This window comes from Candidatus Hydrogenedentota bacterium (assembly GCA_019637335.1).
In the GTDB taxonomy this organism is placed as follows: Bacteria; Hydrogenedentota; Hydrogenedentia; order Hydrogenedentales; family JAEUWI01; genus JAEUWI01.
The window spans coordinates 179,768-191,963 of record JAHBVV010000002.1 but is presented as its reverse complement, the minus strand read 5'-3'; the positions used below and the strand labels follow the sequence as shown (position 1 = coordinate 191,963).

Sequence of the window (12,196 nt, the reverse complement as noted above, 5' to 3'; positions counted from 1 at the left end):
CCTTCCCCCGGGTTTCCCAGGAATGCCCGAGTCCCTGGGGTCAGGTGTAGATTTGGGGGACGAGTTTTCCGGCGACATCGGTGAGGCGGAAGTCGCGTCCGCTGTAGCGGTAGGTGAGGTCGAGGTGGTTGAGGCCGAAGAGGTGGAGTATGGTGGCGTGGAGGTCGTTGATGTGGACGGGGTCCTTGACGATGTTCCAGCCGATGTCGTCGGTTTCGCCGATGATGGTTCCGCCTTTGGTCCCGCCGCCGGCCATCCAGATGGTGAAGGCCATGGGGTGATGGTCGCGGCCGGTGTTGGCTTCGCGGAAACCGGCGCGGTTCTCTCCGAGGGGGGTGCGGCCGAATTCGGAGCCGAAGATAACGAGGGTTTCGTCGAGCAGGCCGCGCTGTTTGAGGTCTTTGATAAGGGCGGCGATGGGCTGGTCGCACATTGCGGTGGTGTATTCCATCTCGTTGTCGAGGTCGCTGTGGTGGTCCCAGCTGGCGTGGTAGATATTGATGAAGCGCACGCCGCGCTCGACGAGCCTGCGGGCGAGGAGGCAGTTTCGGGAGAAGGCGGTGAAGGTGCCGGGACCGCCGGCGCGGGAGGCTTTGTAGCCGGATTCGGAGCGGTCGACGCCGTACATATCGAGGGTGGCCTGGGACTCGCCGGAGAGGTCGATGAGTTCGGGCGCGGCGGCCTGCATGCGGTAGGCGAGTTCGTAGGAGGAGATGCGGGCGAGGATCTCGGGGTCGCGGGTTTCCTCGTAGTGGATCTGGTTGAGGTCGCGGACGGTGTCGAGGCCGAGGCGCTGGCATTCGTGGGGCATGCCGGCGGGGTTGGCGAGGTGCAGTACGGGCTCGCCCTCGTTGCGGAAGAGGACGCCCTGGTAGTTGGAGGGGAGGAATCCGCTGGTCCAGTTGGAGACGCCGCCGGAGGTGCCGCGTCCGGCGGTGAGCACGACGTAGCCGGGGAGGTTGTCGGCATCGGTACCGAGGCCGTAGTTAATCCAGGCGCCCATGGAGGGGCGTCCGAAGGTGGGGACGCCGGAGTTCATCATGAGCTGGCCGGGGTGGTGGTTAAAGGCTTCGGTGTGCATGGAGCGGATCATGCAGATATCGTCGGCGCAGCTGCCGATATTGGGGAGCCAGGTGGAGAAATCCATGCCGGATTGGCCGAATTTTTTGAATTGCTGGTTGCTGCCGAGGACGGTGGCGGTTTCCTTCTGGATGAAGGCGAAGCGCATGTCTTTTGTGAGGGATTCGGGCAGTGGCTGGCCGTTGAGCTTGTTGAGCATGGGTTTTGGATCGAAGAGATCCATCTGGCTGGGGCCGCCTTCCATGAAGATGAAAATGCAGGCTTTTGCTTTGGGCGTGATGTGGTTGGGGCGTGGCGCGAGGGGGTTGACGCCGGGAATTTTCGCGCCGGCCTCGCGCCCGAGGAGTGCGGTGAGGGCGAGGCCTCCGATGCCGCCGGCGGCGGTGGTGAGGAACTGGCGGCGGGTGCGCAGGAGCTGTTCTTGGATGGGGTGCATGGCGGATTACCTCGGCCTTGGTGGACGGGGGGACGGCAGGGACCTGAGGGACTTCAGGAAGCCTGGGAACTCGGGGGCTCCGGGAAACTTCGGGGTTGCGGGCGGTAGACTGGCTTGCATGGGACTTATTCTCTTGTGAGGAATTCGTCGAGGTTCATGATGGAGCGCGCGAGGATCATGTGTGCGGCGGCTTTTTCGGGCGGCATGTTTTCGGGGAGATAGTCGCCGAGCAGCGTTTTGGCTTCTTCGGGGTACTGCTTGAAGAGGGCTTCCTGTTCGGCGATGAGCTTGACGAGCAGATCGAGCTCGCGGTCGATGGGATCGCGGCCCATGCAGAGGCGGAAGGCCTCGCGGGCGCGTTCGGGGCCGGTTCCGGCGGGCAGTTCGAGCAGGCGCGTTCCGAGGGCCTGGGCCGCCTCGACGAAGACGGGGTCGTTGAGGAGCGTGAGGGCCTGGAGGGGCGTGTTGGAGCGGTTGCGGCTCAACTTGGCTTCATTGGAGTCGGGGCAGTCGAAGGCCACGAGCATGGGATAGGCAACGGTGCGCTGGAAGAATATGTAGAGGCCGCGGCGGTATTTGTCGGGGCCTTCGCTTTCGGGCCACTTGACGGAGTTGGCGTAGCCGAGATTGGCGACGCCCTCGGGAAGGGGCGGGCGGACGCTGGGGCCGCCGATATCGTCGACCAGGAGGCCGCTGGCGGCGAGGAAGAGATCGCGGGTGATTTCGGCTTCGACGCGGAACCGGTTCTGGCGCGCGATGAGGCGGTTGGCCGGATCGCGGTCGAAGAGGTCTTCGCGGATGTGGGAGGACTGCCGGTAGGCTGCGGACATGACGATGGCCTTGATGAGGGATTTCCGGCTCCAGTGGTGATCCTCAATGAAGCTTGCGGCGAGCCAGTCGAGCAGTTCGGGGTGGGTGGGGTCTTCGGTGCGTGTGCCGAAGTCTTCGCTGGTGCGGGCGAGCCCGTCGCCGAAGAGGTGCTCCCAGACGCGGTTTACGGCGACGCGCGCGGTGAGCGGGTTGGCGGGGTCCACGATCCAGCGTGCGAGGTCGAGGCGGTCTGGCGATTCCCCGCGGGGCTGAAGCGGGTGGAGCACGGCGGGGGTGTGCGGCCCGACGACGGCGCCGGGCTGGAGGAAGTCGCCGCGGTTGTGGACGCGGGTGACGGGCGGATTGGGATTCCGGGCGATGGCCATGACGATGGAGGGGATCGGCTTGGGCGGATTGTTCTGGAGGTCGCGCAATTCGCCTGCGGGTTTGACGTAGGTTTCGTCGTTCTGGCCGTGGTAGTCGAGGAGGGTTTTGATCTGTTCGGCGCTTCGGTCGGCGGCGGGGGTCTGGAGCGCGGCGACGACATCGTCCGGGTAGAGGATGTTTTCGGGGTCGTTGGTGGTGAGGGCGATCCGGAAGCGGCCGAGGTTGTACATCTCGCCGTAGCGCTGGTCGAGGGTGATGGTAAAGATGGTTCCGCGGTCGAATCCGGCGGGCGATTCGAAGGTGAATTCGGCGGAGCGGTTCTGGTTGGTGTTGCGCCCGTCGAGGATGGCCCAGCCGGTGACGGGATCGCCGTCGAAGGCGGCTTCGATGGGGTAACCCTCCTGTTCGAAGGTGGCTTTTGCCCGCGCGATTTTGATGTTTTCGGTGCTGTGGGGGCGTCCGGCGGGCGCGGCGTTGACGGTAATTTCCGAAAGCACGAAGTTGCCGTTGTGCGCTCTTCCCGGGCCATTGAAGGTGAGGGAATTGTGCGTGAGGACTTCGAGGCGGAGGCCGCGGACGCCGATATCCCCGGAGCGAAGGACGACCGTGTAGGTATCGGTGACGCCGTTTTCTCCGCTAGCGAGAATGGAGCGGTCGTCTAGTTCTTCGAGGGCGGCTCCGCCGATCGAGCTGAAGGTGACGGGGTCCTGGATGTTCCAGCCATCCTCTGGCACGGCAATGGCGGCTTCCCATTCGGCGAGGCCGCCGAGGAGGCTGGGGCGGTAGGCGTCGAGTTCGGCCTGTTTTGCGGCGACTTTGGCTTCATGATCCGCGACGGCGGCGGCGTGGGCCTCTTCCTCGCCCGGCAGCGGCGCGGGGATGTTCTCCTCCATGGCGGCGTCGAAGAAGGCGTACATGCCGAAGTATTCGCGCTGGGTGATGGGGTCGTACTTGTGGGTGTGGCATTGGGCGCAGGCCATGGTGAGGCCCATGAAGACCGCGCCGGTGGTGTTGGTTCGGTCGACGGCCTGCTTGACGCGATCCTCTTCGGGGTCGATGCCGCCTTCGCGGTTGGTGAGGGTGTTGCGGTGGAAGCCGGTGGCGGCGCGTTGCGCTAGGGTGGCTCCGGGGAGGAGATCGCCGGCGAGCTGGTGAATGACGAACTGGTCGTAGGGGAGGTCTTCGTTGATGGCATTGATGACCCAGTCGCGGTAGCGCCAGGCGTAGGGGCGGGGGCTGTCCTTTTCGTAGCCGTCGCTGTCGGCGTAGCGTGCGAGATCGAGCCAGTGGCGGCCCCATCGCTCGCCGAAATGGGGCGAGGCGAGGAGGGAGTCGACGAGTTTTTCGTAGGCTGCGGGGGCCGGGTTTTCGGCGAAGGCGTCGGCCACCTGGGGATCGGGGGGGAGCCCGACGAGATCGAGGTAGAGGCGGCGGACGAGGGTTTTCGGATCAGCCTGGGGGCTTGGGGCGACGCCGGCGGCTTCGAGGCGCTTGAGGATGAAGGCGTCGATGGGGCTATCCCCCCAGCCGACGGTGGTTTCGGGTATTTCGGGGCGGGTTACGGGCTGGAACGACCAGTGGTCGGACTGTACGGCGGGCCTCCCCCCCTCCTCTTCCGGCAGCTGGGCGCCGGCCTCGATCCATCGCTGGATGGCGGCGAGGTCTTCCGTGGTGAGGGGGTCGCCCTTGGGGGGCATGGCGAGGCTTTCGTGGAGCCCTGCGACGGCCTGGTAGAGGAGGCTGCCGGCGGGGTCGCCCGCTCTGAGGGGTGGCCCGCTGTCGCCACCGATGGCGAGGGCGGCTGGGCTGTCGAGCCGGAGGCCGGCTTTTTGTTGCTCGGGCCCGTGGCAGGAGACACAGGCGCGGGCGAAGATGGGTGCGATTTCGCGGGCGTAGGTTTCGCTGGCGCTTGCCGGGTTTGGTGGTGCGGTTGCCGCGAGCAGGGCCAAGGCGGCGGTTGCGGTGCAGATACGAGCAATCATGATGGTGGAATTCCGTTCAAAACTCACTGCGGCACGTCAAGTTACCTTAACACAGAATTGGTCGGGAATCCAGCGCCGTGGCGGGCGGGTAATGGGGAGAATAGTACGGAATTCGGCACAGATAAGTTGGAATATCACATGCACATACGGTATCCTTGCGGGTCACTGGCGGCTGTGGCCCCGCCAGCGCGCCGGGGGACAGGCACGCGGGCCCCGGGGCAGGCACGAACGGGTTGGGATGAACGATGACATTCACATACTGATTGTCGACGACAATCAACAGATCCAGGGACTGCTTCGGGAGCTGATGCAGGTATCGGGGCTTTCGACGGTGTCGGCATCGAGCCTTGCGGAGGCGCGGGAACGGCTGGGCGAGCGCACTTTTGCGTGCGCGCTGGTGGATCTTGGGCTTCCGGACGGCAACGGGCTGGATCTTCTGCCGTTTATGCGGGAGCACCATCCGCTGCTGGCGCCGGTTATCCTGACGGGGGACGGGCGCGCGGAGACGATCATCGACACGATGCGGGCGGGGGCTTTTGATTTTGTGATCAAGCCGTTTGTCTCCGCGACGCTTCAGGCGGCGGTGAAGCGGGCGCTGGAGTACCACGCGGTGCTGCTGGAGCGGGATGAGCTGGTGCGGCTGTTGTCGGAGGAACGCGAGCAGTTGAAGGTTCGGGTGGAGGATGCGACCCGCGATCTGCGGCAGTATGCGAACCATTGCGAGCTGGTGAGCGCGCGCCTTCACTCGCTGGTGCGCCTGACGCAGGTGGCGGCGGATTCTTACAGCGAGGAGCTCGTGTTCCGGAGCATCATCGAGGAGTTGGAGCAGTACCTGCCGCTTGAGAGCGTGGCGCTTGTTTCGGCGACGGGCCGGGAGTACGTTTGCGCGTGGCGCGGCGCGGACAACGAGGTGCATGTGGTTTCGGTGGAGACGCCGGAGACGGACGCAGGCGAGGCGGCGCTGCCGCAGGAAGCGGAAGAGCGGGTGCGCGCGCTCACGGAGCGATACGCGAGCGTGAATCTTCCGGCGTCGGCGGTGTATGTGTACCCGCAGAGCTTCTGGGGGAAGGAGGTGTGCTCGGTGGCGTTTTTTATCCCGCGGAGCTATACGGTTGATCTGGATTGCGACCAGTTTCTGGGGATGTGCGCGCACTTTCTGGGCTTTGAATGGCAGGACGCGCGGCTTTCGCTGCACGCGACGCAGCGGGCGAGCCTGGGGAATATTGCGGTGGAGATCTCGAAGGGGCTCATCCAGGGGCTGACGGCGATCGGCACGACGGCGGACTTCATCGGCGAGACGCCGGTATGCGCGGAGGCGCAAGAGGGGCTGAAGCTGATCCGGGACAATGTGGAGGGTCTGCACAGCCAGATCAAGGATTTCCGGAGCCTTTCGATGCCCCGGAAGGACTCGGTGGAGACCGTGCAGCTTTCGGAGTATCTGGACCAGGCGGTGGATATTCTTTCGCGCTCGATGAAGAACCGGGGGATCGTGGTGGAACGTTGCTACGAGCGGGATTGCGAGTGCGTGCTGTTGAATGGGGTGAGCCTTGCGCGCACGATGCTGGACCTTATCGCGGCGGCGGCGCGGACGCTTGAGGCGGGCGGCGTGCTTCAGCTTGGCGTGTGGGTATCGGAATCGAGCCACATCCTGGTGCAAATCCGGTATGAGGCTCGGGCCGCGGAGCTCTTTGGGCTCCCCTACCGTTCGGGCCAGGAGGAGCTTCCGATGTTGATCGAAAGCCAGCCGCAGTTCATACTGGCGCAGCGAGCGATCCAGAGTTGCGGGGGCAAACTACTGCTGAAACACGAAGACGGGCGCTGGCGGGCGTTTCACATCATCCTGCCGAGGAATCCGCTTCAGGCTCCGCGCAGCGCGGAAATACCAGCGTGAGTGTGATTGTGAAACCAGTACCCGCCAGCGAGACTCCCGACACCGGCGCGCCGCGACTTCTGGTGGTTGACACGGATCCCGGGGTTTGCTGGTCGCTCGAAAAGGGCCTCGGCCTTTCGGGCTACCAGGTTGTGTCGGCCAACAGCGCGAGCCAGGCGGCGCAACGCGTGGAGCGGGAGTACTTTGACTGCGTTCTTTATGAGATTATGCCGGAAGCGGGGCTCACGCCGGAGACGCTTTCGCAGGTCCTGGAGAGCAAGAACCAGCCGAGCGTGATCTGCGTTTCGATCGACGCGCCGCCGCATGTGGTGATCGATTGCATGCGGCGTGGGGCGAGCGATTTTCTGGTAAAGCCGTTCAGCCTGCCTGAGATCCGGGCGGCGGTATCGAAGGCGGCCACGCCGCGGCGCAACTCCTCGGCGGATGCGGCGGCGGAGGTGGAGGAGTCGCCCGAGCTTGCGGCATCGCTTCTGGTGGGGGTTAGCCCGCCGATGCAGGAGCTGCGCACGGTTATCAAGCAGGTTGCGCAGACGGACCTCAATTGCCTTATCCGGGGTCCGAGCGGTGCGGGGAAGGATGTGATCGCGCGGGAAATCCACCGCCTTTCTCGGCGCGCCGACAAGCCGCTGGTGAAGGTGAATTGCGGCGCGCTTCCGGAGCAGCTTCTGGAGAGCGAGCTTTTCGGCTACGAGCGCGGCGCGTTTACGGGGGCGGTTTCGGCGAAGCCGGGGCGCTTCAGCCTGGCGGACAAGGGGGTGATTTTCCTGGACGAGATCTGCGAGATGCACCCCAACTTGCAGGCGAAGCTGCTTCAGGTAATCGAGCACAAGGAATTCACGAAGCTGGGCGGGCGGCATTCGGTGAAGGTGGACGTTCAGATTATTGCGGCGACGAATGCGGATATTGAAGTGAAGACGGAGAACGGAAGCTTCCGGCAGGATCTGTACTTCCGCCTGAACGAGGTGTGCATCTGGGCTCCGCCGCTGAACAGCCGGAAGGAGGACATCCCGCTGCTGGTGCGGCACTTCGCGAAGAAGTACAGCAATTTCGCGGGGGACCGCCCTTTTGAAGTGACGGGCGAGGACCTGACGCAGCTTACCGAGCGGGACTGGCACGGGAATGTGCGCGAGCTTGAGAGCACGATCAAGCGGTGGCTTGTACTTGGCAAGACGGAGACCGTGACTTCGCACGGGCCGGGGCGGCGCGCCGCGCGCCCATCGCCGGCGGCGGCATCGAGCAGTGCGCCGGAACCGGCGGCCAAGCCGGAATCTCGGCCGGCCCCGCCGCGCGAGGTCACGCCAGACGAGATACTGGAGGCGCTCGAACAGCACCAGTGGAACCGGCGGCGTGCGGCCGAGGCGCTGGGGATCAGCTACCAGGTGCTGCGGCGCCGCATAGAGAAGCATAATCTGGATCAGCCGCGATGAGTCCAGGTCTTCGCCGCGGCGGCGGCGCGCCGCCGCAATCCCGACCTTTCCAGGAACCGTGACCATTGCTCGAGGCCAAGCACATCATTTTCTTTGGCGGGAGCGCGATCACATTGCCGATCGGGATCTTCCTGGCGGCGAGTTCGCGGCGGGCGCTGGACTTCGTGTTCGTTTTTCTCGTATTCGGGACGAGCATGCCGGCGGGGCTGTTTGGCTTTCCGACGGACATCAACTTCTTGAGCCGGGAATGGTATCGTGGGACGACGACGGGGATCGAGGTATCGTACCTGGATTTGCTGGCGGTGATCCTGCTTGTGGGGAGCCTGGCGACGCGCCAGCGCGAGGGCAAGCCGCTGTTCTGGCCCCCCACGCTGGGCTTGCTGCTGGCGTATTTTGGCTGGTGCGCGCTGACGGTGGTGGTCAACGATCCGAAGATTTTCGGCCTGTTTGAATTGACGAAGATCGCGCGGGCGATTGTGCTCGTTGTTGCGGTGTGCGCGTATATCCGCAGCCCCCGGGAGATTCATCTTTTCGTGTGGGCGCTTGCGGGGACGATCTTCTACGAGGCCCTGATCTGTTTGCGGGACCGCTACGTGCACGGGGTCTATCGCGTTCGGGGAACGCTCGCACACCCGAATTCCCTTTCGATGTACTGCCTTCAATGCGTGCCGATCTTCATCGGGGCCATGTTTGCGCGCAATACCCATATTGCGCTCCGCGTGGTGTGTATTCTCGCGTTTACGGCGGCGGCGGGCTGTGTGCTGCTGAGCGTCAGCCGGACGGGGTTTGCAGCGCTGATCGTGGTTTCCGGGGCCGGTTTCGCGCTTTCGACGGGCCTTCGGATAACACCGCGCAATGTGGTGATTGGCCTGGTTGGGGCGGTGTTGATATCGCTGATGGTGCTGAAATCGTACGACACGATCATGGAGCGGCTTGGGGGCTTCGATCTGGAGCAGGAATACCTTTCCGACGAGGGGGACCGCGGGAGCTACTTCCGGATGGCGTCCCCGGCGATTGCGGACCGCCCGCTGACGGGGGTGGGCCTGAACAACTGGAGTTGGGCGATATCGGGGCAGTATGGCCCGATGGCCGGCTTTCGCATGCTCCCTTATTTGAGCACGGACGGCGGGCCGGGGGGCGGTTGGCAGGTGGCGCCTGCGCACAATCTTTTTCTGATCACGCTTACGGAGGTGGGCGTTCCGGGCCTCGTGCTGTTCTTGCTGTTTCTGCTGCAGGCGCTATGGATATCGGGGATCAGCGTGATTCGCAAACGGGAGCAACTGCTGAACCTGGTCTGGACGGGGACTTTCCTGAGCCTTTGCGGGGTGCTGATGCAGAGCTGGACGGAATGGGAATTCCGCCAGACGTCGATGTTTTTCCTGGGCCACATCGTGCTGGGGGTTTCGGCGTCGCTTTACCATTACCTGCGAAAGGCGTGACCCGTTGGGCGAGCGCGTTGAGATAAGTAAGAGGCTGGTGCTGATCAACTCGGCGAGTTCGATCGCGACGCGGCTTCTGGGGCTAACGGTGCTGGTGTGGCTCCAGCAGTATCTGCTGAAGCGGGTGTCTCCGGAAGAGTACAGCCTGCTTGTGGTCCTGTATAACGTCATCATGTTTGCGCCGCTGTTGACGATGGTGCTGACGGGCGGGCTTGGCCGCTACGTCGTGGAGGCGTATGCGCGGGAGGACGACGAGCGGGTGACCCAGATAGTCTCCACGATGTTTCCCATCCTGCTCGGGGCGGGCGTCATCATGTTGCTGGGAGGCGGCCTTTTCTCGTGGTATATCGATTATGTCTTGACCATTGATCCGGGCTACCTTCCGGACGCCCGGCTGATGATGGGGTTATTGATGTTCAGCCTGGCGGTGCGCCTGCCCATGTCGGCGTTTACCGTGGGGCTTTACGTCCGGCAGCGGTTTGTGACACAGAATCTGATACAGGTGGGGTGCGAGCTGTTCCGGCTTGCGCTGCTTTTCGTGCTTCTGTTCGGCATCGAAATCCGGGTGCTCTGGATCGTGGTGGCCTCGGTGACGAGCGAACTCTTGAATCTGATAATCAGCCTCGCGATCTCGGTCCGGATCGTGCCGCAGTTGCGATTCCGCAGGGCCTTCGTATATTGGCCGATCGCGCGGGAGCTTACCGGCTTCGGCGGATGGAGCTTCGTGGCTTCGCTTGCGACCACGGTCCGGACAAGCGCGGATGCGATTATTTTGAACAAACTCTCTACCCCGTTAGAGGTTGCGACATCTCACGTGGGCACGCTGGCGTCTCGGCACGTGTACAACCTCTCCCTTTCGGCCCTGGCCCCGACTCAGCCCGCGCTGACGGCGATGCATGCGACGAACGATACCGCGCGGATGCAAAACGCCTATCTCCGCGGCGGACGAATCGCGCTTTGGGCGTCGCTGTTTCCGACGTTTCTGCTGGCTGTGTACAGCGGAGAGATCATGCATTTGTACGCCGGCCCGAATTTCCCGCACGCGGGGGCTGTTCTGGCGGTGTCCATGCTGCTTTTTCCGGTATCGTATGGGACGATAATGACGTCGGGCATCGCGAACGCGAAGGGCCAGATCCGGAAGTGGGCGCTGATCTCCTCGGCAATGAACGTCTTCAACCTGGCGCTAACCATCTATGTTGTCTATTGGCTTGGCTGGGGCGCGCTGGGCGCGGCGGCGTCGACGATAGTCTGCATGGTAGTTTTCTACCCGCTATTCGTGGTGCCGCTGGGGCTGGAACTTGTCGGGCTTCGATACGGGTCCTGGATCGGGGAGACGCTCTGGCCGGGCATGTTACCGGGACTTGCCGGCGCGGTGGTGTCATTGGTATACCGGAGCGCGGTGGACATCGACACCTGGCTGGCCATTGCAGTGTCGTTTATCCCGGGTTCGTTTGCATACCTCGCCGTTCTGGGCCTATGCTTGCGCCCGAGTGATCGCGACGACCTATGGCGCATCGTGCGCCGCTACCGGGCGAAGCTCCGCCCGCGCGGCGAAGCCGGATGACGGCGCCGGTCCCACGGGCGGCGCCCGGAGTCCAGGCGTTGACACCTCCGAAACCCATCTAGGAAGGCGTAATCATGTTAACGAATGTTGCGAGGAACTGCCTGGGCCGGCTGAAGAAAATCGCTCAAGTTCTGTTGCCGCAAGGGAGCCGGGACATGCTTCATGCGTTCCGCTGCCTGCCGCTTGCAATGCGAAACGGGGATCTTTACCGGTGCTACATTTACGATTTCAAACGGTTTTCCCGTTTCAGCGCCGCATCCAGCCCGGATCCCACGCAGGAAAGCCTCCGATCCCTGATCACGATCGACTATCACCGCCTCGAGAAGGGGCTTTCGCTTCGCGATTGCCGGGTGGGCTTTGGCCGTCCGGCCGCGGAGGATCTACTTCGCAACACCAAGACGTACCTGGCGGAGTACGGCGGTGACGTTATAACGGAAATCGCACTGAACGTTCTGCGGGAGTATGCGCGGTTCAATGGCGGTCACGGAGTCGACGTGGCGTGGCTGACGGGGGAACTGGACCAGATCTCGGCGCCCACGCCCGCCGGGTCCGAGCCCCAGGGAGGCACATATGTTCTCGGGCGGGATGAGTTGCTTGCCAAATCGAAGCGGGACCTGTCCGACTTTTTTGCTTCTCGCCACAGCATCCGTGATTTTTCGGACGAGGACGTTGACCCAAAGCTCATTGAGCAAGCGGTAGGCATGGCGCTGTCGACGCCATCGGTTTGCAACCGGCAGGCGTGGCGCGTGCACCTTTTTTCTGATCGGGAGGAGATGACGCGCGCTCTGGAGCTTCAGAACGGGAATGTGGGGTTCCGCCACCAGATCAACAAGCTGATCATAATTACCTGCGACCTTCGTTGCTTCGTGAAGAATGATGAGCGAAACCAGTCGTGGATTGACGGCGGCATGTTTTCGATGTCGCTCATATACGCGCTCCACTCGCTCGGACTTGGGACATGCTGCCTGAACTGGGCCGTGCCGCCATGGAACGACGAGATGCTCCGCGCGCTTGGCGCCATTCCCGAGAACGAAGTGGTGATGATGTTTCTCGCGGTTGGGCACCTCCCGGAGGAGTTCAAGGTCGCCCAATCGCGGCGTCGCGCGATCGTAGACGTGCTGACGGCGCACTGACGCGGGAATACAACGGTTGAAATCGGTCTCGCCCGGCAGGGCGGTCC

Annotated in this window: 7 protein-coding genes; 5 read left to right on the top strand and 2 right to left on the bottom strand. The window is 63.6% G+C overall.

Annotated features, from left to right (window positions below; all coding sequences use genetic code 11):
• Nucleotides 1-40: 40 nt before the first annotated feature.
• Nucleotides 41-1,516, bottom strand: a complete 1,476-nt coding sequence (locus KF886_04320; protein ID MBX3176563.1) for a DUF1501 domain-containing protein — start codon at nt 1,514-1,516, stop codon at nt 41-43.
• 125 nt (nt 1,517-1,641) lie between these two features.
• On the bottom strand, nt 1,642-4,695 hold the full coding sequence (locus KF886_04315) for a PSD1 domain-containing protein (GenBank protein ID MBX3176562.1): 3,054 nt from the start codon (nt 4,693-4,695) through the stop codon (nt 1,642-1,644).
• Between the two features lie 238 nt (nt 4,696-4,933).
• Between KF886_04315 and KF886_04310 the strand changes: the two genes are divergently transcribed.
• The 5 genes from KF886_04310 (at nt 4,934) to KF886_04290 (ending at nt 12,149) form a co-directional block, all read left to right on the top strand.
• Complete coding sequence (locus tag KF886_04310; protein MBX3176561.1) at nt 4,934-6,586, top strand: response regulator; 1,653 nt, start codon at nt 4,934-4,936, stop codon at nt 6,584-6,586.
• An 8-nt stretch (nt 6,587-6,594) separates the two neighbouring features.
• Nucleotides 6,595-8,013: a sigma-54-dependent Fis family transcriptional regulator gene (locus KF886_04305; GenBank protein MBX3176560.1), complete on the top strand. Its 1,419-nt coding sequence runs from the start codon at nt 6,595-6,597 to the stop codon at nt 8,011-8,013.
• A 65-nt stretch (nt 8,014-8,078) separates the two neighbouring features.
• The gene (locus KF886_04300) at nt 8,079-9,452 is read left to right on the top strand and encodes an O-antigen ligase family protein (GenBank protein MBX3176559.1); all 1,374 of its coding nucleotides are present in this window, start codon (nt 8,079-8,081) and stop codon (nt 9,450-9,452) included.
• Between the two features lie 37 nt (nt 9,453-9,489).
• The gene (locus KF886_04295; protein MBX3176558.1) at nt 9,490-11,016 is read left to right on the top strand and encodes a hypothetical protein; all 1,527 of its coding nucleotides are present in this window, start codon (nt 9,490-9,492) and stop codon (nt 11,014-11,016) included.
• Nucleotides 11,017-11,171: 155 nt separating this feature from the next.
• Entirely contained in the window at nt 11,172-12,149 is a 978-nt protein-coding gene (locus tag KF886_04290) for a nitroreductase family protein (GenBank protein MBX3176557.1), read from the top strand.
• The last annotated feature ends 47 nt before the right edge of the window (nt 12,150-12,196 follow it).

Bases quoted from the DNA above. Each gene is read 5' to 3' on its own strand.
- KF886_04315 (MBX3176562.1), bottom strand. From the start codon at position 4,695: ATGATTGCTCGTATCTGCACCGCAACCGCCGCCTTGGCCCTGCTCGCG.
- KF886_04310 (MBX3176561.1), top strand. From the start codon at position 4,934: ATGAACGATGACATTCACATACTGATTGTCGACGACAATCAACAGATC.
- KF886_04290 (MBX3176557.1), top strand. From the start codon at position 11,172: ATGCTTCATGCGTTCCGCTGCCTGCCGCTTGCAATGCGAAACGGGGAT.
- KF886_04320 (MBX3176563.1), bottom strand. From the start codon at position 1,516: ATGCACCCCATCCAAGAACAGCTCCTGCGCACCCGCCGCCAGTTCCTC.